This is a genomic window from Sphingobium sp. AntQ-1 (assembly GCF_028538045.1).
Classification (GTDB): Bacteria; Pseudomonadota; Alphaproteobacteria; order Sphingomonadales; family Sphingomonadaceae; genus Sphingobium; species Sphingobium cupriresistens.
This window is the reverse complement of record NZ_CP117158.1, coordinates 1257629-1277125: the sequence shown is the minus strand read 5'-3', so window position 1 is coordinate 1277125 and position 19497 is coordinate 1257629. Positions and strand designations below refer to the sequence as shown.

At 63.8% G+C, this 19497-nt stretch carries 21 protein-coding genes; 14 read left to right on the top strand and 7 right to left on the bottom strand.

Features of this window, described 5'->3' with window-relative positions:
- Positions 1-13: 13 nt before the first annotated feature.
- The 3 genes from sphantq_RS06310 to sphantq_RS06300 all read left to right on the top strand — a co-directional run bounded on the left by sphantq_RS06310 (position 14) and on the right by sphantq_RS06300 (position 2477).
- A complete protein-coding gene (locus sphantq_RS06310) occupies positions 14-496 on the top strand; it encodes a winged helix-turn-helix transcriptional regulator (protein ID WP_066605673.1) in 483 nt (160 codons plus the stop codon).
- A gap of 77 nt (positions 497-573) precedes the next feature.
- On the top strand, positions 574-1680 hold the full coding sequence (locus tag sphantq_RS06305; RefSeq protein ID WP_408021498.1) for a sensor histidine kinase: 1107 nt from the start codon (positions 574-576) through the stop codon (positions 1678-1680).
- A complete protein-coding gene (locus sphantq_RS06300; RefSeq protein ID WP_066604569.1) occupies positions 1677-2477 on the top strand; it encodes a LytR/AlgR family response regulator transcription factor in 801 nt (266 codons plus the stop codon). Before sphantq_RS06305 ends, sphantq_RS06300 begins: the two co-directional genes overlap by 4 nt.
- Before the next feature lie 85 nt (positions 2478-2562).
- On the opposite strand, the gene sphantq_RS06295 is transcribed toward sphantq_RS06300, so the two are convergent.
- The gene (locus sphantq_RS06295) at positions 2563-2979 is read right to left on the bottom strand and encodes a GtrA family protein (RefSeq protein WP_066604566.1); all 417 of its coding nucleotides are present in this window, start codon (positions 2977-2979) and stop codon (positions 2563-2565) included.
- A gap of 45 nt (positions 2980-3024) precedes the next feature.
- Between sphantq_RS06295 and sphantq_RS06290 the strand changes: the two genes are divergently transcribed.
- Positions 3025-4932 carry a hypothetical protein gene (locus tag sphantq_RS06290; RefSeq protein ID WP_272799851.1) on the top strand — a complete coding sequence of 636 codons (1908 nt, stop codon included), beginning with the start codon at positions 3025-3027 and terminating at the stop codon, positions 4930-4932.
- Here the strand turns inward: sphantq_RS06290 and sphantq_RS06285 are convergent.
- Together sphantq_RS06285 and sphantq_RS06280 are read right to left on the bottom strand one after the other, a co-directional pair.
- Positions 4894-5352 carry a nucleoside deaminase gene (locus tag sphantq_RS06285; RefSeq protein WP_066604561.1) on the bottom strand — a complete coding sequence of 153 codons (459 nt, stop codon included), beginning with the start codon at positions 5350-5352 and terminating at the stop codon, positions 4894-4896. The two genes, sphantq_RS06290 and sphantq_RS06285, sit on opposite strands and share 39 nt — an antisense overlap.
- Positions 5353-5393: 41 nt before the next feature.
- The gene (locus tag sphantq_RS06280; protein WP_066605666.1) at positions 5394-5615 is read right to left on the bottom strand and encodes a hypothetical protein; all 222 of its coding nucleotides are present in this window, start codon (positions 5613-5615) and stop codon (positions 5394-5396) included.
- 167 nt (positions 5616-5782) lie between these two features.
- On the opposite strand from sphantq_RS06280, the gene rpmB reads away from it, so the two are divergent.
- A complete protein-coding gene (rpmB, locus tag sphantq_RS06275) occupies positions 5783-6076 on the top strand; it encodes a 50S ribosomal protein L28 (protein WP_066604556.1) in 294 nt (97 codons plus the stop codon).
- Between the two features lie 164 nt (positions 6077-6240).
- Here the strand turns inward: rpmB and sphantq_RS06270 are convergent, their stop codons facing one another.
- Positions 6241-7254 (bottom strand): esterase-like activity of phytase family protein, encoded by a 1014-nt coding sequence (locus sphantq_RS06270; RefSeq protein WP_066605661.1) that lies wholly within the window; start codon positions 7252-7254, stop codon positions 6241-6243.
- Positions 7255-7442: 188 nt separating this feature from the next.
- Here sphantq_RS06270 and sphantq_RS06265 point away from each other — a divergent pair, with 188 nt between their 5' ends.
- Positions 7443-7862 carry a glycine zipper 2TM domain-containing protein gene (locus tag sphantq_RS06265; RefSeq protein ID WP_066604552.1) on the top strand — a complete coding sequence of 140 codons (420 nt, stop codon included), beginning with the start codon at positions 7443-7445 and terminating at the stop codon, positions 7860-7862.
- 62 nt (positions 7863-7924) lie between these two features.
- Here the strand turns inward: sphantq_RS06265 and sphantq_RS06260 are convergent, their stop codons facing one another.
- Together sphantq_RS06260 and sphantq_RS06255 are read right to left on the bottom strand one after the other, a co-directional pair.
- Entirely contained in the window at positions 7925-8167 is a 243-nt protein-coding gene (locus sphantq_RS06260) for a hypothetical protein (RefSeq protein WP_066604551.1), read from the bottom strand.
- A 79-nt stretch (positions 8168-8246) separates the two neighbouring features.
- On the bottom strand, positions 8247-8462 hold the full coding sequence (locus tag sphantq_RS06255; RefSeq protein WP_037491279.1) for a hypothetical protein: 216 nt from the start codon (positions 8460-8462) through the stop codon (positions 8247-8249).
- A gap of 239 nt (positions 8463-8701) precedes the next feature.
- Here sphantq_RS06255 and sphantq_RS06250 point away from each other — a divergent pair, with 239 nt between their 5' ends.
- The 7 genes from sphantq_RS06250 (at position 8702) to sphantq_RS06220 (ending at position 16133) form a co-directional block, all read left to right on the top strand.
- Positions 8702-9673 carry an ArsR/SmtB family transcription factor gene (locus tag sphantq_RS06250; RefSeq protein ID WP_272799850.1) on the top strand — a complete coding sequence of 324 codons (972 nt, stop codon included), beginning with the start codon at positions 8702-8704 and terminating at the stop codon, positions 9671-9673.
- On the top strand, positions 9670-10575 hold the full coding sequence (metF, locus tag sphantq_RS06245) for a methylenetetrahydrofolate reductase (protein WP_066604548.1): 906 nt from the start codon (positions 9670-9672) through the stop codon (positions 10573-10575). The genes sphantq_RS06250 and metF overlap by 4 nt, the downstream gene beginning before the upstream one ends.
- A gap of 94 nt (positions 10576-10669) precedes the next feature.
- Positions 10670-11716 (top strand): homocysteine S-methyltransferase family protein, encoded by a 1047-nt coding sequence (locus tag sphantq_RS06240; protein ID WP_066604545.1) that lies wholly within the window; start codon positions 10670-10672, stop codon positions 11714-11716.
- A gap of 87 nt (positions 11717-11803) precedes the next feature.
- On the top strand, positions 11804-14416 hold the full coding sequence (metH, locus tag sphantq_RS06235) for a methionine synthase (protein ID WP_129925866.1): 2613 nt from the start codon (positions 11804-11806) through the stop codon (positions 14414-14416).
- 87 nt (positions 14417-14503) lie between these two features.
- Entirely contained in the window at positions 14504-14863 is a 360-nt protein-coding gene (locus tag sphantq_RS06230) for an argininosuccinate lyase (RefSeq protein ID WP_066604539.1), read from the top strand.
- A gap of 105 nt (positions 14864-14968) precedes the next feature.
- On the top strand, positions 14969-15907 hold the full coding sequence (locus sphantq_RS06225; RefSeq protein WP_272799849.1) for a right-handed parallel beta-helix repeat-containing protein: 939 nt from the start codon (positions 14969-14971) through the stop codon (positions 15905-15907).
- Positions 15908-15938: 31 nt separating this feature from the next.
- Complete coding sequence (locus sphantq_RS06220; RefSeq protein ID WP_066604534.1) at positions 15939-16133, top strand: hypothetical protein; 195 nt, start codon at positions 15939-15941, stop codon at positions 16131-16133.
- Here sphantq_RS06220 and sphantq_RS06215 read toward each other — a convergent pair.
- Complete coding sequence (locus sphantq_RS06215) at positions 16130-17527, bottom strand: helix-turn-helix domain-containing protein (RefSeq protein ID WP_129925869.1); 1398 nt, start codon at positions 17525-17527, stop codon at positions 16130-16132. The genes sphantq_RS06220 and sphantq_RS06215 overlap by 4 nt on opposite strands.
- Positions 17528-17669: 142 nt before the next feature.
- Here sphantq_RS06215 and sphantq_RS06210 point away from each other — a divergent pair, with 142 nt between their 5' ends.
- Positions 17670-19265, top strand: coding sequence for an isocitrate lyase (locus sphantq_RS06210; RefSeq protein ID WP_129925870.1), 1596 nt, complete (start codon positions 17670-17672; stop codon positions 19263-19265).
- Positions 19266-19497 lie beyond the last annotated feature (232 nt).

Genomic DNA, 19497 nt, shown 5'->3' with positions numbered 1-19497 from the left:
TGCGGGGCGACATATGAAACATAATCTGGCCCAGGATCTGGAACAATGCGCGCTGCCGAGCGCGCTGGAAATGATGGGTGAACGCTGGTCGTTCCTGATCCTGCGCGGCGCCTTGTCAGGCATCCGCCATTTCGAGGAATTCCAGTCGACGCTGGGGATTGCGCGCAACATCCTGGCCAATCGGCTCGCCCGGCTGGTCGAGAACGGGATTTTGGTGCGCGAGCCGATGCAGTGCGACCGGCGAAAGGTCGAATATCGGCTGACCGAGAAAGGGCAGGGGCTGGCCCCCGCCATGATCGCGCTGCGCCAGTGGGGCGAGCGATGGGGCTGCGGCACGCCCGCGTGCCAGGTGCTGGCGGACAAGCGCGATGGCCAGCCGATCCGCCCGATCGGCATATTGGCGCATGACGGCCGCACGCTGGACCTGTCCGACCTGGTCTGGCTGTGCACCGACGAGGTGACGCCGATGACCGAAGAGCCGGCCGCGGCGGCCTGAACCGCGCCAGCGACACGGGCGCTCTCAAACCCGCTTTGACCGCAGGCCCAAATCGCCTAAGCCTGCACGCAATGTCCGTGACCGTGCCCCGCATCAAGCCTCAGCCCTTTTTCGCTGACAAGAACCGCGCCTTCTGGAATTTGCAGTCGGTCGGATGGGCCGGCGCTTTCCTGCTGCGCGGCTCCTCCACCATCGCCAATGGCCAGCCGCTCTCCAGCCTGGTGCCGGTGCTGATTTCGACCGTCACCGGCTATTCGGTGACGCTGCTGATCGCGGTGATGTTTCGGTTTCTGGTCAAGAAACGGCCGATCGTGACCTGGGGCGTGTCGATCGTCACCGTGGTCGCGGCGGCAGGGCTGGTCGCGTTCATCGACGCCTGGGTCTTTTCGACGCAGAACCGGGGGAGCGAGACGGCGGGGCTGCAACTGTTCCTGGGCGCTTTCTATCTGTCGATGACGCTGCTGGGCGCCTGGTCGGCGCTTTATTATGCGATCAATTTCTACCTGACGGTCGAGGAGCAGGCGGACCAGTTGCTGCTGCTGGAAAATCAGGCGGCCAATGCGCAACTGGCGATGCTTCGCTATCAGCTTAACCCGCATTTCCTGTTCAATACGCTCAACAGCATATCGACGCTGGTGCTGCTGAAACAGACGGACCGGGCGAATGCGATGCTGTCGCGGCTGTCCTCCTTCCTTCGCTATACGCTGATCAACGAGCCGACGGCGCAAGTGACGATCGAGCAGGAGATCGAAACGCTCAAACTCTATCTGGAGATTGAGAAGATGCGGTTCGAGGAGCGGTTGCGCCCATCCTTCATCATCGATCCGGCGGTGGCGCAGGCGCGCCTGCCTTCGCTGCTGCTGCAACCGCTGGTCGAAAATGCGATCAAATATGCGGTCACGCCCAAGGAAGAGGGCGCCGAAATCGCGGTCAGCGCGCAGCCTGCCGGGGATAATGTCCGGATCGTCGTATCGGACAGCGGGCCGGGATTGAATGAAAGCGGAATCAGGCCGCACATCCCGATGAGCGAGGGGACGGGGATCGGCCTGCCGAACATCCGGGACCGGTTAATTCAGGCCTTCGGGGAACGACAGCGCTTCGAAACGCGTTCCACGCCGGGCGGATTTTCGGTCATCATCGAAATCCCGCTGAATATGGATGAAACATCGAAAGTGGCCGCATGACCATCAGAACAATCCTCGTCGATGACGAAAGCCTGGCCATTCAAGGGCTTGCGCTGCGTCTGCAAGCGCATGAGGATGTCGACATTATCGAAACCTGCAATAACGGCCGTGAAGCGATCCGCGCCATCAAGACGCATAAACCCGACCTTGTGTTCCTTGATATCCAGATGCCCGGTTTTGACGGCTTTTCCGTCGTCCAGGGTTTGATGGAGGTGGAGCCGCCGCTCGTCATCTTCTGCACCGCCTATAGCGATCATGCGATCCGCGCGTTCGAGGCGCAGGCGGTCGATTATCTGATGAAGCCGGTGGACGAAGGCCGCCTGGCCGATGCGCTCGACCGGGTGCGCCAGCGGCTGAACGAAAAGCGGCAGGTGCAGGAGATCGAGAAGCTGCGCGAGGTGCTGGCCGAGGTCGCGCCGCAGGCGATGACCGATTTCGCCGCCGATGACGATGCGCCTGCGTCCAACCGCTTCGAAAAGCTCATCAACATCAAGGATCGCGGCCAGATTTTCCGCGTCGATGTGGATTCGATCGAGCGGATCGATGCGGCGGGCGACTATATGTGCATTTACACCGCCGACAATAGCCTGATCCTGCGTGAGACGATGAAGGATCTGGAAAAGCGGCTCGACCCGCGCAATTTCCAGCGCGTCCATCGTTCGACCATCGTGAATTTGTCCCAGGTGCGGCAGGTCAAGCCGCACACCAATGGCGAATGTTTCCTGGTGCTGGAAAGCGGCGCGCAGGTGAAGGTCAGCCGGTCGTACCGCGATGTGGTGGCGCGGTTCGTGCATTGAATTAGGGCTGCCGTGTTCCCGCGCAGGCGGGAACCCAGTCCTACCGTATGAACTGGGTTCCCGCCTGCGCGGATATCGGGCGGTGTTACTTAAACACCCATTGTCGGTTCAACCCGAACATGACGGCGGGCGTGACGAAGACCATGGCGGGGATGGGCGACCATTCGGGCCAGTGCATATGGGTGACGCATAGATAGACCCAAAGCGCGTTCAGCGCGTAGCTGATGAGCGACACCGCCACGAACTTCGCGCCGCGCGCGGCATGGTTCGCTTCCCCGCCATGGCCGCGGAAGGTGAAGAGGCTGTGGCTGACATAGCCGATGGCGACCGCGGCGGCATAGCCGATCAGGTTGGCGACTTGCGGATGGAAGCCGGCCAGCGCGGCGAGGCACCAGTAGATCGCCGCCTGGCAGGCGGTGACGAACAGGCCGGTCACGCCATAGCGGACGATCTGCCAGAACAGCGCGCCATGCTCCGCATAATATCGTTGCAGGATTTTCATGCAGCTCCCCGTTGCGCTTTGGTTCGCAGCCTCTAATCCACAGCCATGACCTTGCATAGTCGCGACACCCTGCGCGCCCGCGCCCTTCACTGGATGGCGATCCTGACCGCTTACGCCCAGCGGCACTGGAAATGGCTGACCCTGCTGATCTGGATCGTGATCGCGGTGACTATGGTCGCGACCCGCTGGTCCGCCATCCACTGGCTGGTGCTGGGCGATACAGACGACAATATCCGCTATGCGCAGGTGAAGGACTGGCTGGCGGGCCAAGGCTGGTATGATCTGCGCCAATATCGGCTCGATCCGCCGGGCGGGGCGAACATCCACTGGTCGCGGCTGGTCGACTTGCCGATCGCGGGCCTGATCCTCTTCTTTCGCGCCTTCGTCGATCAGGGGCTGGCCGATCGGCTGGCCTGCGGGATCGCGCCGCTGCTGCCGCTGCTGCTTCTGATGCTGAGCCTGGGTTTTATCGGGCGGCGGCTGGCGGGGCCTAACGGCTGGCTGCTGGCGGTGCTGGCGCCGTTGGCCGCGCAGATGGGGCTGGGCATGTATGCGCCGATGCGGATCGACCATCATGGCTGGCAACTGGCGCTGGCGGTGACGATGCTGGCGGGGGTGATCGACGCCAACCGGCTGCGCGGCGGCGTGATGGCGGGGGTCAGCAGCGCGCTTTCGATCGCCATCGGCATGGAGATGATCGTCTATCTGGCGGCGGGCGGCGGGTTGATCGCGCTGCGCTGGGTGTTCCGGCCGGGAGCGGAGCGGCGGATGCTGCCTTATGCGCTGAGCCTGGGGGGCGCGACGTCGCTCTGTTATCTGCTGTTCGCCAGCTACGCCAATCGGGGACAAGTGTGCGATGCGCTGTCGCCGATCTGGGTCGCCGTGTTCGGGGCGGCATCGGCGGGCATGGTGCTGCTGTCGCGCCTGCCGTTACGGGGGTGGGCGGCGCGGCTGGCGGCGGGCGCGGTCGTGGGCGGGGCGGCTGGCCTATTCTTTTACCTGAGCTGGCCACAATGCCTGTCCCCCTATCAGATTTCGCCGGAGTTGGAGCGGCTGTGGCTCGCCAACATCCGCGAGGCCAAGCCGATCACGGCGCAGGCGCAGAGCATGGTGGTGCCGTTGCTGGCGCTCCCGCTGGCGGGGTTGATCGGGCTGGTCTGGGCGCTGTGGGACGCCCGCCGCGACGGCGAGCGGCTCTGGGCCTGGGCGACGGTCGGGCTGATGATGGTGTTTTCCACTGCGCTGCTCTTTTGGCAGCTACGCGCCGGGCCGGCGGCGCAATTGCTGGCGATCCCGCCTGCCGCCTGGGCCGCGCACCGGCTGATCGCGATGATCGTGATGGGATCGCGCCGAGTGAAGATCGCGGCGGGGGCGGGCGTTGTGTTGCTGGCGGCGATCGCCTTCGCCTATCCGCTCTACCCGCAGGTGGTGAAGCTGTATCAGGAGGCGACGGGAAGGAAGCCCAAGCCCTGGCGGCCGTCGGCGGTTGCTCGGACCGATGCCATCAAGAAGGCGAACGGGCGCTGCCGCACCTTGCCGGCGCTGGCAGTGCTGAACCAGTTGCCGCCGGCGACGATCTTCACCATGGTCGATCTGGGGCCTCGGCTGATCGCGACCACCCATCATAGTGCGCTGGCTGGCCCTTATCATCGCAACGGGGCGACGATATTGGACATCCATCACGCCTATGACGGGCCGGCAGACTCCTTCCGCCCGATCGCGGCCAAGCATCATGCCACCTATCTGCTGGTCTGCCCTAATTTCCCCGAAGGCACGATCTACCAGTCGCGCAGCCCGCGCGGCTTCTATGCCGGGCTGATGCGGGGAACGATCCCGCGCTGGCTGGCGCCGGTGGCGCTCAAGACCGGCATGACATTGCCTTATCAACTCTATCGCATCGACTATGCGAAGCGTTCAGCGCCGGGCGGCGAAGAAGGCGCGCAGCAGCGTTGAGGCTTCGACCTCGGCCAGACCGCCATAGACGTCTGGCCGGTGCAGGCATTGGGGCTGGCCGAAAAGGCGCGGGCCTTGCTCGATGGCGCCGCCCTTGGGGTCCCCGACGGCGTAATAGAGCCGGGCGATGCGGGCGTGGGAGATGGCTCCCGCGCACATCGGACAGGGTTCCAACGTGACCCACAGGTCGCAGCCGGTCAGGCGGAAATCGTTCAGATGGGTCGCCGCCGCGCGCATGGCGACGATTTCGGCATGGGCCGTGGGATCATTGTCGCGACGATTGCGATTTTGCCCTTCGCCGATGATCGCGCCATCCTTCGTCACCACCGCGCCGATCGGCACTTCGCCCGCCGCCTGCGCTTGGGCGGCGAGGTCCAGCGCGCGGCGCATAGGCGCGGGGAGGGGGAAGGGCGGGGCCATAGGCCCCTGCCGTTACAGCATCACGGCGCTTGGCGAAAGTATCAGGGCTTTTTGACCGCGACGGTGGGCACTTCGACCGTTTCGTTGCGGGTGCCGACTTCGACCTTGGCGACGTTCGCTTCATATTTGGGTAGCGCGCCTTCCTTGATCGCGATTTCGGGCAGGCGACCCTCGCTGGTTTTCTGAAGGTCGACGAATCCGGTTGCTATCCCTACGCCGACCACGATAAGCGCGATCAGCAACAGTCCGCCGATGAAACGCATATATTCCTCCTATGTCCAATTGGAGGAATGAACGCGGGGGCGGGCGAAATGGTTGCGCAAGCGCCACGATCGGCAGGGTCAAATTTGCGCTCGTGGTTGACGCTGGCCGCGAATCTGTTTATCGGCGCGGCTTTCCGAACGAACCCGAATTCAAAGGTTGATTGACTATGTCGCGCATTTGCGAGCTGACCGGCAAGGGTCGCCAGGTGGGTCACAATGTTTCCCACGCCAATAACAAGACCAAGCGCGTGTTCCTGCCGAACCTGCAGAACGTGTCGCTGATCTCCGAAACCCTGGAAACCAGCGTCAAGCTGCGCGTGTCGACCCATGGTCTGCGTTCGGTCGAACATAATGGTGGCCTGGACAACTGGCTGGTCAAGACCAGCGACGACAAGCTGTCGCTCAAGGCCCGGCGCCTGAAGCGCGACATCGTCAAGAAAAAGGCTGCCGTCGCAGCCTGATTCCCGCGATTCGTTTCGGCATAAGGAGCGGCCTGGCGACAGGCCGCTTTTTTGCGTCGTGTTTTACATGATGCGTGTTCCCGTGCAGGCGGGAACCCAGATTGGCGGTGGGACTGGGTTCCCCCCCGACGCGGGAGCACGGAGCGCTTTGATCCAGGTCGCGTCTAACGTGACGGATCGTCGGGAAGCCCAAATTTCAGCAGCTCAAACTTCAGCAACAAAGTGCGCTGGAAGAATTCGTGATTGTCGTCGGAGACGATCCAGATGATCGGGCGGCCGCGTTCCCGGCTGACCGCGATCCCTTCGAAATTATCGGCCAGCAGCGGCGGGGCCAGCCGGGCGAGGGTGCGGGCCTTGAGGTCCGTGCCCGGCTCCAGCTTTTCGGGTAGTTCGACGATCGCGATCGTGGCGGTGAACAGTTGCTCCATCGTCAGGCGGCGGTTGAGTACCAGCAGGTGGCGGTCGTCCAGCGCGACCGCGTCGGTCGGGCGATAGCCGCGCGGCGGGGTGTAGCGCATGTGGATGGGGGCGGGCGTGTCCTTTTCCGCCGGGTCGCTCGCGAACAATAATGTGTCGTGCCGTCCGTCGGGCGTCATTCCCATCTCGCCGATCGCCAGGAAGCGGCCGTCGGGCAGGCGGGCGAGCGATTCGATCGATCCGGTCTTGGGCCAGGCTAGGATTTCGGGCCAGGTCCGGCACGCCTCCACCCGCGCAAAGCCGGGCGCGTAGCGGCAGATCGCCTGTTGCAGTTCGAAGCCCACCCAATAGCGGCCGGTCGCGGGGTCGCGCGTCATGGATTCCGAATCCCAGGCCCACCAAGGGCGATGGCGGTCCTGCGCGCGGACGGGCAGGGGCGCGATGAAGGGATGGCCTTCGCCTTCGCCGGGGCCGATGTGGAAACCCATCAATATGCCGGAGTCGCTGAGGCCCAGCATATCGCCTGCCGGTGACACCAGCAGGGAGGACAGGCCGCCGAAGCCGGGATTGGCGCTTTTCAGCTCCCAGCCGCCGAGATAGGCGAGCACGCCGACATGATCCAGAGTCGGATCGATACTGCTGAGCGGCAGCGCGCGCGCCGTCACCAGCAGCGCCCCGGCCGTCACTGTTTCCGGTTTGCCCATGTGCGGGGCCGGCAGCAGCAGGACGGCAAGGGCAAGGACGATCAGGATTCGCTGCATCGCGCCTGCCATAGGGCATAATCCGGCAGGACGCAGCAGGGCTGTGACAGGCCGTGTCCATCTGAACGGGGGCTGTCACCCCCATTCAGGCTTGGCTCAAGCCGACTCATGCATACAGACGTCAATCGAAGGGCAATCCCGTGTTTTTCATGCGACCGCCCAAGAGGATGGTATTGAGGAGCAACGCCATGAAGATGCAATTTCTTGTGAATATGGGAGCCGCTCTGGCGATGGGCGCTGCCTCCCTCGCGGCCGTGACGGCCACCCCGGCGATGGCGCGCGATCATTATTCGCGTGGTTATGACCGCGGCGACTATTATCGCGGATATAATCGCGGCTACCGCGGCGATCGCTATTATCGCGGGTATAATCGTGGCTATCGCGGCGACTATTATCGCAACAGCTATCGCGGCTATCGCGGCGGCTATCGCTGCCGGGACAATGGCACGGGCGGCACCATCATCGGTGCGATCGCCGGCGGTCTGCTGGGCAATGAAGTCGGCCGGAGTTCGGGTCGCTATGGCCGTCGCGGCGACGGCACCACCGGCGCCATCATCGGCGCGGGCGTGGGTGCGCTGGCCGGCCGCGCGATCGACCGAAACTGCTAAGACCCCCGCTGCATTGACCAATCGGGAAGGGCCGTCCTGCAAAGGGCGGTCCTTTTCATGTGTCAGAGCGCAGGCTGTGGCGGCGGTGGGACGCGGTTCCGGTCGGCGCGTGCGGCCGCGACGGCGGCGGGATTGAGACCGGGGTCGCCGCTCCGCGCAGCGCCGGCGCGCGCATCGAGCCGGGCGGCCGCCTCATTGAGCGCTTTGGCCTCACCGGCGCTGACGCCGCCGACACCATCCTGCGACCCGGAATCGCAAGCCGCCAGCGCGAATGCCACGGCCATGGACAGGAAGATGCGGATCATAGACGGCGCTCCAACGAAAAGGGCCGCGCCTTTGCTGGTGCGACCCCCTTCATAACTTCAAGAGCCGAACAGGACCTGATTACATCGCGTTGGCGACGTTGTTGGTCGCGTTCGACGCAGCGTTCGCGGCGTTGTCGGCAGCGTTCAGCGCAGCGTTCATGGCGTTGTCGGCAGCGTTCGACGCGTTCTCGGCCGAATTGGCGGCGTTGTTGGCGGCGTTTTCGGTGCCGCCTGAGCAAGCAGCCAGGCCGAGCGAAGCGGCGAGAACGAGCGAAAGAGCAATCGACTTGGTCATGGGCACAAACCCCTCTCTGAGAAAAACAAATTGCAGACCACTCTCGGAGAAAAGCTCACCCCCCATTGCGCCTGCGCGCCGATTCGTAATGCTTTGAGCGGAGCAAGGCAATCCCATTCATGCGGGCGAAAGGTCGATCCTGCGCCCTTTTGTTGCAGTGCGGTCGAAAAACGCTCGGAACAATGCCCAATCAAATGATCGCATTGACGTATATAAAGATTTCTTTATATGATGCCCATATGCAGGCGGCACTCGATATTTTCCGGGCACTTGGCGACCCGACGCGCTTGCGCATCATCCACCTGTTGCGGGCGATGGAGCTGGCGGTGGGGGAGATCGCGCAGGTCGTGGGGCAGAGCCAACCGCGGGTGTCGCGCCATGTTCGCATCCTGGCGGAAGCAGGACTGGTGGAGCGCCGCAAAGAAGGCAATTGGGTGTTCCTGCGGCTGGGCAAGGCGCGGGTGGTCGCGCCTTTCCTGACCCTGTTCGACCGATTGGAGCCGTCCGACAGCGAGGCGTTGTGGCAGGCGGCCGATCTGGCGCGTCTGGCGGCCGTGCGCGCCGACCGCGCGCGCGCTGCCGAAAGCTATTTTGCCGAACATGCCGAGGAATGGGACGCGATCCGCTCGCTTCATGTCGCCGAAGCCGAAGTGGAGACGGCGATGACTGCGCTGCTGGGCCGCGAACCCATAGGCCATCTGCTCGACATCGGCACCGGCACTGGCCGGATGATCGAATTGCTGGGCGATGCCGCGGATCAGGTGACGGCGCTCGATCGCAGCCCGGACATGCTGCGGCTGGCCCGCGCCAAACTGCCGCAGGATGCGGGCGACAAATATGCGCTGTTGCTGGGCGATTTTTCCGCCCTGCCGCTGGAGCCGGGCAGCGCTGATACGGTGGTGCTGCATCAGGTGCTGCATTATGCGCAGGCGCCCGAACTGGTGATCGCCGAAGCCGCGCGCGTGACGGCGTCGAACGGCCGGGTATTGATCGCCGATTTCGCGGCGCATGAACGCGAAGAGCTGCGGCTGCGCGACCAACATGCGCGACTGGGCTTTTCCGACGAGCAGATCGAAAGCTGGTTCGCGCAGGCGGGCCTGGCGCTGGAGCGGGTGGAGACGTTGCCCGGCCAGGAATTGACGGTGCAACTGTGGCTGGGACGGCGCGGGAGCGCGCGCATCCGGCATCAAGACGAACGGATTTCCGCATGACCCTGAATGATCCCGCGGCACCGCTCTATGCGGACCTGGCCGGCGACGCCCGTGTCAGCTTTGAATTCTTCCCGCCCAAAACGGAGAAGATGGAAGCGCAGCTATGGTCGGCGATCGAGACATTGGCGCCGCTGGCCCCCAAATTCGTGTCCGTCACCTATGGCGCGGGCGGCTCCACGCGCGAGCGGACGCATAATACGGTGGCCCGCATCGCCAGCGAAACGCCGCTGGCGGCCGCGGCGCATTTGACCTGCGTCGCGGCGAGCAAGGATGAGATTGGCGAGATCGCCGACGCCTATTGGGACGCGGGCGTGCGCCATATCGTCGCGCTGCGCGGCGATCCGCCAGAGGTGGGCGGGACGTTCGAGCCGCATCCGGACGGGTATAAAAGCGCGGCCGAGCTGGTCGACGGGCTGATGAAGCGGCACTCGTTCGAGATTTCGGTGTCGGCCTATCCCGAAGTCCACCCGGAGGCGGCGAGCGCGCAGAGCGATCTCGATAATCTCAAGCGCAAGCTGGACGCCGGGGCGACCCGCGCGATCACGCAATTCTTCTTTTCGCCCGAAGCCTATTTCCGATTCCTGGACAAGACGGCGGCGGCCGGTATCACGGCCGACATCGTGCCGGGCATCATGCCGGTCAGTAATTTCGCCGCGACCCAGCGCATGGCCGCCATGTGCAACACGCAGGTGCCCAACTGGATGGCGCGTCTGTTCGAAGGGCTGGACGATCATCCCGCCTCGCGCCAACTGGTGTCGGCAACGATTGCAGCGGAACTGTGCCGCAGCCTCTATGCAGGCGGCGTGCGCGACTTTCATTTCTATACGCTCAACCGGGCGGAACTCAGCTTTGCGATCTGTCATCTGCTGGGCCTTCGGGCCAAGGCGGCGGTGGACGCCTGATACGGATTAACCCCCTCCGTTCGGTTCGAGCTTGTCGAGGACTGGTCGCGCGAGGGTTCTCGACAAGCTCGAACCGAACGGGGAGAGGGAGCATATGACTGCCGAAGAAAAATTGCGCCAACTGGCTGCCGACAAGATCCTGATTTTCGATGGCGGATACGGCACGTCGATCCAGAAACATGGGCTGACCGAGGCGGATTATCGCGGGTCGCTCGATCTGGCCAAGGACCAGAAGGGCAATAACGACCTGCTGTGCCTGACCCGGCCGGACATCGTGGAGGGCATCCATGCCGCCTATCTGGCGGCCGGCGCGGACATGATCGAGACGAATACCTTCAGCTCGACCAAGATCGCGATGGCCGACTATGGCTGCGAACATCTGGTTTGGGACATCAATATCGCGGCGGCCAAGCTGGCCCGCAGCGCGTGCGAGAAGGCGACGGCGACCGATGGCAAGCCGCGCTTCGTATGCGGTTCGATCGGCCCGACCAACAAGACGCTGTCGATTTCGCCGGACGTGAACGATCCGGCCTATCGCGAGGTCGATTATGATACGCTCAAGGCCGATTATCGCGAACAGTGCGATGCGCTGATCGCGGGCGGCGTGGATTTCCTGCTGGTCGAAACCTGCTTCGATACGCTGAACGCCAAGGCGGCGGGCATGGCCGCGCGCGAGGCGGAGGAAGCGGCGGGCCGATCGGTGCCGCTGATGCTGAGCTTCACCATCACCGACATGTCGGGCCGCAACCTGTCGGGCCACACGATCAACGCCTTCTGGTATTCGCTGCGCCATTTGAAGCCGCTGACCATCGGGGTGAACTGCGCGTTCGGCGCGGACCTGCTGCGGCCTTATCTCAGCGAACTGTCGAAAAACGCCGACACGCTGATCCTGGCCTATCCCAATGCGGGGCTGCCCAACGAACTGGGGCAATATGACGAACTGCCCGAAACCACCGCGCGGCTGATCCGCGACTGGGTGGATGAGGGGCTGGTCAATATGGTCGGTGGCTGCTGTGGCACGACGCCCGCGCATATCGGCGCGGTGGCGAAGGCGCTGGAGGGGCACAAGCCGCGCTTGGTGCCGGAACTGGAGGTCGTGACGCGGCTTGCGGGGCTGGAGCCGATGCATATCGCCGCCTGAACCCAACCGCCGTTCGTGTCGAGCGTAGTCGAGACACGGGCGCGAATGCTTCTCGACTTCGCTCGAAGCGAACGGACCCTTTGAAACATGACTCAGAAATCCACCGCCACCTTCGTCAATATCGGCGAACGCACCAACGTCACCGGCTCTGCCAAGTTCAAGAAGCTGATCATGGCGGGCGACTATGCCGCCGCGATCGACATCGCGCGCGAGCAGGTGGAGAATGGCGCGCAGATCGTCGACGTCAACATGGACGAGGGGCTGCTCGACGCGGTCGAGGCGATGACGACCTTCCTCAAGCTCATGACGTCGGAACCGGACATCAGCCGCGTGCCGGTGATGATCGACTCTTCCAAATGGGATGTGATCGAGGCGGGCCTGAAATGCGTCAGCGGCAAGCCGATCGTCAATTCGATCAGCATGAAGGAGGGCGAGGAAGCCTTTCTGTTCCATGCCCGCAAATGCATGGCCTATGGCGCGGCGGCGGTCATCATGGCGTTCGACGAGACGGGCCAGGCCGACACGAAAGAGCGCAAGGTCGAGATTTGCGAGCGCGCCTACAAGCTGCTGATGACGATCGGTTTTCCGCCCGAAGACATCATCTTCGATCCCAATATTTTCGCCGTGGCGACGGGGATCGAGGAGCATAACAACTACGGCGTCGATTTCATCGAGGCGTGCCGGGAGATCAAGGCGCGCTGTCCGCATGTCCATATTTCGGGCGGCCTGTCCAACTTCTCCTTCTCCTTCCGTGGCAACGAGCCGGTGCGTCGGGCGATGCACAGCGTGTTCCTCTACCACGCCATTCCCGCCGGCCTCGACATGGCGATCGTCAATGCGGGCCAGCTCGATGTGTATGACACGATCGACCCGGTGCTGCGCAAGGCGTGCGAGGACGTGCTGCTGAACAGCGATCCCGACGCGGGGGAGCGGCTGGTCACGCTGGCCGAAAGCTATCGCGGCAAGGATGCGGCGACCGAAAAGGCGGCGCAGGAATGGCGCGGCTGGCCGGTCGCCAAGCGGCTGGAACATGCGCTGGTCAAGGGCATCGACATGTATGTGGTCGAGGATACGGAGGAAGCCCGCCTTGTCGCCGCCAAGCCGATCGAGGTGATCGAAGGGCCGTTGATGGACGGCATGAACGTGGTCGGCGACCTGTTCGGTGCGGGCAAGATGTTCCTGCCCCAGGTGGTGAAATCCGCCCGCGTCATGAAGAAGGCGGTCGCGCATCTGCTGCCCTTTATCGAGGCCGCCAAGGAGCCGGGCGCCAAGGGCAAGGGCAAGATCATCATGGCGACGGTCAAGGGCGACGTCCATGATATCGGCAAGAATATCGTCGGCGTGGTGCTCCAGTGCAACGGCTTCGACGTGGTCGACATGGGCGTGATGGTGCCGTGGCAGGACATCCTCAAGGCCGCGAACGATCATGACGCCGACATGATCGGCCTGTCGGGCCTCATCACCCCCTCGCTGGACGAGATGGTGACCGTGGCGCAGGAAATGCAGCGCGCGAACATGGTGATGCCGCTGCTGATCGGCGGGGCGACGACATCGCGCGTCCATACCGCGCTGCGGATCGATCCGGCCTTTGCCGGCCCGGTCGTCCATGTGCTGGACGCCAGCCGCGCCGTGGGCGTGGCGACCGCGCTGGTGTCCGAAACGCAGAAGGACGCCTTCGTCGCCAAGACCAAGGATGATTATGAGCATGTCCGCGTCGCCCGCGCGAACAAGGGGCAAAGCGCGCTGGTGCCGATCGAGGACGCCCGCGCCAACGGATTCGAAATCGACGAGAGCCTCAAGGCGCCGCGACCGCGCCTGCCCGGCGTGCATCGCTTCCCGAACTGGGATCTGGCCGATCTGGTCCCCTATATCGACTGGACGCCCTTCTTCCGCGCGTGGGAACTGGCGGGCAATTATCCCGCGATCCTGACCGACGAAGTGGTGGGCGAAAGCGCGTCCAGCCTGTTCGCCGACGCGCAGGCGATGCTGGACAAGATCGTCAAGGATAAATGGCTGACCGCGCGCGGTGTGGCGGGCCTGTGGCCCTGCCGCCGCGCCAATGACATGGGGGGCGACGACATCATCGTCCATGTCGAGGATGAAAAGCATGTCCGCCTGCCGATGCTGCGCCAGCAGATCCAGAAGCGGGAAGGGCGGGCCAATATGTGCCTCGCTGACTTCATCAGTCCTGACGGCGACTGGATGGGCGGGTTCGCTGTGTCGATCCACGGCATCGAACCGCATCTGGCGCGCTTCAAGAACGCGATCGATGACTATTCCGACATTCTTTTGAAGGCGCTGGCCGATCGTCTGGCCGAAGCCTTTGCCGAGCGGCTGCACCATTATGTCCGCACGGCGCTGTGGGGTTATGCCGAGGGCGAACAGTTGACCAACGAAGCGCTGATCAAGGAGCAATATCGCGGCATCCGCCCGGCGCCGGGCTATCCGGCCTGCCCGGAACATAGTTTGAAGCCGATCCTGTTCGACATGCTGGACGCCCATCATGCGACCGGCGCGACGCTGACGGAGAGTTTCGCGATGCTGCCGACTGCGGCGGTGAGCGGCTTTTACTTCGGCCATGCCCAGGCCGAATATTTCGGCGTCGCCCGCGTGGGTCGGGACCAGTTGGAAGATTATGCCCAGCGGCGCGGGATCGACCTGGAAACGGCCGAGCGCTATCTGCGTCCCAATCTGGATTAAGATACGAAAAACAACCGCTTGTTGCCGTATCTAGAATAAATTATGCCGTCCGATGTCGATCCTTCCGGTCGACATCGGGGGACTCCTATGAAGATCATGTCTATTGCCTTGGGCGCCTGCGCCCTGATGCTTGCCGCGCCTGCTGTCGCTGGCGACCAGGACTTCACGCTGTTCAACAAGACCGGCTATGATATCGCCGAAGTCTATGTCTCGCCCGCCAAGTCGAAAAATTGGGGCGATGACGTGATGGAGGACGAGGTGCTGGAGGACGCGCATTCCGTGCCGATCACCTTCAAGGCCAAGAACGCCATCTGCAATTACGACCTGAAGGTCATCTTCACCGACGGCGACGAAGCCTATTGGACCAATTTCGACCTCTGCACGATCAGCAAGATCCAGATTTTCTGGAACCAAAAGACGCAGAAGGCGACCGCCAAGTGGGAATGACGCGGCGTTAACGCGGGACGCCGCTTCCGTCCCGCGATGGGGCGGTTTTTCGTTAACCCTATCCGTGCGTTGGCGCATGGGGTCGGGCGTTGTAGGCCTGTCGCCATGCGCATCCTGTCCACGACTCTGCTGCTGTCCGCAGCGATCACCGCCACCGCCTTCGCCCAGGGCGGCGGCGCGCCCTTCACCGTGGCGGAAAGCGGCCGCGCCTACGCCCGGCTGGGCGATGCGCTGGCTGCGATCGGCGACGGACGCGGGACCGTGGTGGTGGCGCCCGGCGCCTATCGCCAATGCGCGGTGCAGCAGGGCGGCGACGTCACCATCCGCGCGGCGACGCCGGGCACGGCTATTTTCGACGGCGTGGTATGCGAGGGCAAGGGCGGGTTCGTCCTGCGCGGCCGGTCCAGCACGGTCGATGGCATCATCTTCCAGAATATGCGTGTGCCTGACGGCAACGGTGCGGGCATCCGGCTGGAAAGCGGCAGCCTGACCGTGCGCAACAGCCTGTTCCGCAACAGCGAGGAAGGCATATTGACCGGCGACTATGACGGCGGGCAGGTGGTCATCGACAAATCCACCTTCCGCCATCTGGGGCGCTGCGACCGCGATCTGGATTGCGCGCACGGCATCTATATCGGCCGCCTCGCCAGCCTGACCGTCACCAACAGCCGCTTCGACCAGGGCGATGGCGGCCATTATCTGAAAACCCGCACCGCCCGCGTCACCATCAGCGGCAACAGTTTCGACGACAGCGCCGGGCATCTGACCAACTATATGATCGACCTGTCCAACGGCGCGACCGGCAGCATCACGGGCAATGAAATGGTGCAGGGCAAGGACAAGGATAACTGGTCCGCCTTCATCACCGTGGCCCCTGAAGGCCGCGAACATAGCAGCGCGGGGCTGGTGATCGAGGGGAACAAGGCGGGCTTCGTGCCGGGCGTGGATCGCAACTCGACCTTCGTCGCCAATTTCACCGACGATGCGGTGCGGATCGGCGCGAACCAGCTGGCGCCCAGCATGAAGGTCAAGGATCGGCGCTGACTTGGGCGCGGCGTCGTGGTAGAAGGCGGCGATGCGCAGCACCTATGACAATGCCACCGTCCGCCTCTATCATCTGGGCGATGACGGCGCGGCCCGGACCATCATGTATGGCCCTTTGAGTCAGGCGCTGCATGTCGCGGAACAGCAGTCGGTAGAGGTGCAGGACGGCCTGTTCCTCGCCACCGACAATGATGTCGTCGCCTATCTGGACCTGATCGAAAGCTAACCATCCGCAAAGCCGAATGGCGTGCGGGTGCGGCGATAATCGTCGGGCAGCATGTCACGGCCGATCGGCGGGGCGGATCGGGCCATGCACTGGCTGCGGTGGCACAGGCGGCAGGTGACGCCGATTGGGGTTGGCTCCGGCGGCGGGGCGTCCTGCGTATAGATCAGGCGATGGGCATGGTCGGCCGCGCAGCAGAGCGCGATGGCGCGTTCGACCCGTGGCGCCCCCCAGCCCCCCCCGCCCGCCGTCACCGTGCGCGCGATCGAGAAGAAGCGCTGGCCGTCGGGCAGTTCCAGCCATTGCGTCACCACCTCGCGCGGGGTTTCGAACACGCGATGCACCGACCAGAGCGGGCAGGAGCCGCCATGGCGGGCGAAGGGAAAGCCCGCGCCGTCCAGCCGCTTGGAGACGTTGCCGGCCGGATCGACGCGCAGGAAGAAGAAAGGAACACGCTCCTGCCCCGGTTTCTGCAATGTGGTCAGGCGATGGGCGGTCTGTTCGAAACTGGCGCCGAACTGACGGGCCAGCGCCTCCACATCGTAGCGCCGCGCCTCGACCGCCTTGGCGAAGGCGGTATAGGGCATCAGGATCGCGGCGGCGCCATAGCTGGCGAGCGCACGGCGGGCGAGGCGGCGGCCGCTTTCGCTGGCGAACTGGCCGTCCTTCAGGATCGCGTCGAAGCTCTTGCGCATGTCCAGATAGGCGATCTGGAGAGCAAGTTGGAAGGATGAACTCGCGCTGTCGAGCGTGTCGTCCAGCAGCACCGCGTCGCGATGCCGGTCCAGCCGCCGCATCGATCCGGCCATGACGTCGGAGGGCAGGCGGCGGACGCGGAGATTGTGGCGCGCCTTGAGCCAGGCGATGAGGCCGCCTTCGGCCTCTGCCTCCGTCGCCAGTTTCTCCGCCGCGTCGTCCAACAGGGGGAAGCTGTTGCGGCGGGCGGCGAGGAAGCGGCGCGATTCGGCGACGGGATCGGCGACATCCTCCTGCGGTTCCGTGTCCGCCCCCCGATCCGCCAGCGCCAGATGCTCCTCGCGATAGCTGGTGTAGAGGCGCAGCAGCGCTTCGGTGATGCCGGGATAATTGACCGCCACATCCCCGGTCGCCAGTTGCGGCAGGTCGATGTCCGCAAACATCGGGTCTTTGAGCACGGCCTGGAGCCGCGCGGTCTGTTCCGCGCCGCCGTCGCCCGCCACCTCCGCCATGTCCAGCTTGTAGGTGCGCGCCAGCCGCAACAGCATGTCGGCGGTCAGAGGGCGCTGGTTGCGTTCCAGTAGGGCCACATAGGAGGCGGAAATGTCGAGATCGGCGGCCATGTCGGCCTGGGTCAGGCCCAGTTCACGCCGCAGCCGCCGCAGTCGCGGCCCCATATAGACGGGACGATCCTTGGCCATGACTCATGCTCCTGTGCAGGCTTTACAACTTTACAGCAGATTTTTGTAAAGATCGACAACTGAACTTCAGGAGGACTGCCGCGCTGCGCAAGGGGGGCGTAGGCGAGGGGCAACAGCTCACCGACCGCAAGGACAACGGCCCATGACCTATCAGGACAATATCGCAAAGGCGCAGAGCCTCATCGGCAGCCACCCCGGCACGTGGGACGGCATCAACGCCGAATCCGTCGCCCGCATGAAGCTCCAGAACCGCTTCAACACCGGCCTCGACATCGCCAAATATACCGCTGGCATCATGCGCCGCGACATGGCCGCCTATGATCTGGACCCGGCCAACTACACCCAGTCGCTGGGCTGCTGGCACGGCTTCATCGGCCAGCAGAAGCTGATCGCGATTAAGAAGCATTTCGGCACGACCAAGCAGAAATATCTCTACCTGTCGGGCTGGATGGTCGCGGCGCTGCGCAGCGACTTCGGCCCGCTGCCCGACCAGTCGATGCATGAAAAGACCAGCGTCGCGGCGCTGATCGAGGAACTCTACACCTTCCTCAAGCAGGCCGACGCCCGCGAACTGGGGATGTTGTTCCGCGATCTCGACAAGGCGCGCGAGTCTGGTAACGAAGTCGAGGCGCAGCGCCTGACCCATGCCATCGACAATTTCGAAACCCATGTCGTCCCCATCATCGCGGATATCGACGCGGGCTTCGGCAATGCCGAGGCGACCTATCTGCTCGCCAAGAAGATGATCGAGGCGGGCGCCTGCGCGCTTCAGATCGAAAACCAAGTCAGCGACGAAAAACAGTGCGGTCATCAGGACGGCAAGGTCACGGTGCCGCATGAAGACTTTCTCGCGAAGGTCCGTGCGTGCCGCTACGCCTTCCTGGAACTGGGCGTCGATGATGGCATCATCGTCACACGCACCGACTCGCTGGGCGCGGGCCTGACCAAGCAGATCGCGGTCAGCAAGGAAGCAGGCGACATTGGCGACCAGTATAACAGTTTCCTCGATTGCGAGGAGATCGACCCGGCGACGGCGAAGAATGGCGATGTCATCCTGAACCGCGACGGCAAGCTGTTGCGCCCCAAGCGCCTGCCCAGCAACCTGTTTCAGTTCCGCGAGGGCACCGGGGCGGATCGCTGCGTTCTCGATTGCATCACCAGCCTTCAGAATGGCGCGGACCTGCTGTGGATTGAGACAGAAAAGCCGCATATCGAGCAGATCGCGTCGATGGTCGACCGCATCCGGGAAGTCATCCCCAACGCCAAGCTGGTCTACAACAATTCGCCCAGCTTCAACTGGACGCTGAACTTCCGCCAGCAGGTCTATGACGCCTGGGTCGAAGCCGGCGAGGATGTCAGCGCCTATGACCGGGCGAAGCTGATGAGCGCGGACTATGACGCGACGGAATTGGGCCGCGAAGCAGACGAGAAGATCCGCACCTTCCAGAAGGATGCGGCGGCGCGGGCGGGGATTTTCCACCACCTCATCACCTTGCCGACCTATCATACGGCGGCGCTCAGCACCGATAACCTGGCCAAGGACTATTTCGGCGAAGCCGGGATGCTCGGCTATGTCGAGGGCGTCCAGCGCAAGGAAATCCGCCAGGGCATCGCCTGCGTGAAGCATCAAAATATGAGCGGCAGCGATATTGGCGACGATCATAAGGATTATTTCGCTGGGGAAGCAGCGCTCAAGGCCGGTGGCGCACACAACACGATGAACCAGTTTGCGGCCTAGCAATCATATACTCCGTTCGCCCTGAACGAAGTCGAAGGGTTCAACCGAGCGGAGCGAGGCGCCTTTGCTTCGCTCCGGCAAGGGCTTCGACTTCGCTCAGCCTGAACGGATATTGAGGAGCATAGGAAGTGCAATTTGCGGCGTGCCGGCCGCAAGAAAAGCCAAAGCGCGGGGGCTTCGACACCGCCTCGCGATTTGGGTGGAAGAAACTGGACGACCCGGCGGCGCACCG

Coding starts and splice junctions, on each gene's coding strand:
- sphantq_RS06310 (WP_066605673.1), top strand. CDS start 14: ATGAAACATAATCTGGCCCAGGATCTGGAACAATGCGCGCTGCCGAGC.
- sphantq_RS06300 (WP_066604569.1), top strand. CDS start 1,677: ATGACCATCAGAACAATCCTCGTCGATGACGAAAGCCTGGCCATTCAA.
- sphantq_RS06295 (WP_066604566.1), bottom strand. CDS start 2,979: ATGAAAATCCTGCAACGATATTATGCGGAGCATGGCGCGCTGTTCTGG.
- sphantq_RS06290 (WP_272799851.1), top strand. CDS start 3,025: ATGACCTTGCATAGTCGCGACACCCTGCGCGCCCGCGCCCTTCACTGG.
- sphantq_RS06285 (WP_066604561.1), bottom strand. CDS start 5,352: ATGGCCCCGCCCTTCCCCCTCCCCGCGCCTATGCGCCGCGCGCTGGAC.
- sphantq_RS06280 (WP_066605666.1), bottom strand. CDS start 5,615: ATGCGTTTCATCGGCGGACTGTTGCTGATCGCGCTTATCGTGGTCGGC.
- rpmB (WP_066604556.1), top strand. CDS start 5,783: ATGTCGCGCATTTGCGAGCTGACCGGCAAGGGTCGCCAGGTGGGTCAC.
- sphantq_RS06270 (WP_066605661.1), bottom strand. CDS start 7,254: ATGCAGCGAATCCTGATCGTCCTTGCCCTTGCCGTCCTGCTGCTGCCG.
- sphantq_RS06265 (WP_066604552.1), top strand. CDS start 7,443: ATGAAGATGCAATTTCTTGTGAATATGGGAGCCGCTCTGGCGATGGGC.
- sphantq_RS06260 (WP_066604551.1), bottom strand. CDS start 8,167: ATGATCCGCATCTTCCTGTCCATGGCCGTGGCATTCGCGCTGGCGGCT.
- sphantq_RS06255 (WP_037491279.1), bottom strand. CDS start 8,462: ATGACCAAGTCGATTGCTCTTTCGCTCGTTCTCGCCGCTTCGCTCGGC.
- sphantq_RS06250 (WP_272799850.1), top strand. CDS start 8,702: ATGCAGGCGGCACTCGATATTTTCCGGGCACTTGGCGACCCGACGCGC.
- metF (WP_066604548.1), top strand. CDS start 9,670: ATGACCCTGAATGATCCCGCGGCACCGCTCTATGCGGACCTGGCCGGC.
- sphantq_RS06240 (WP_066604545.1), top strand. CDS start 10,670: ATGACTGCCGAAGAAAAATTGCGCCAACTGGCTGCCGACAAGATCCTG.
- metH (WP_129925866.1), top strand. CDS start 11,804: ATGACTCAGAAATCCACCGCCACCTTCGTCAATATCGGCGAACGCACC.
- sphantq_RS06230 (WP_066604539.1), top strand. CDS start 14,504: ATGAAGATCATGTCTATTGCCTTGGGCGCCTGCGCCCTGATGCTTGCC.
- sphantq_RS06225 (WP_272799849.1), top strand. CDS start 14,969: ATGCGCATCCTGTCCACGACTCTGCTGCTGTCCGCAGCGATCACCGCC.
- sphantq_RS06220 (WP_066604534.1), top strand. CDS start 15,939: ATGCGCAGCACCTATGACAATGCCACCGTCCGCCTCTATCATCTGGGC.
- sphantq_RS06215 (WP_129925869.1), bottom strand. CDS start 17,527: ATGGCCAAGGATCGTCCCGTCTATATGGGGCCGCGACTGCGGCGGCTG.
- sphantq_RS06210 (WP_129925870.1), top strand. CDS start 17,670: ATGACCTATCAGGACAATATCGCAAAGGCGCAGAGCCTCATCGGCAGC.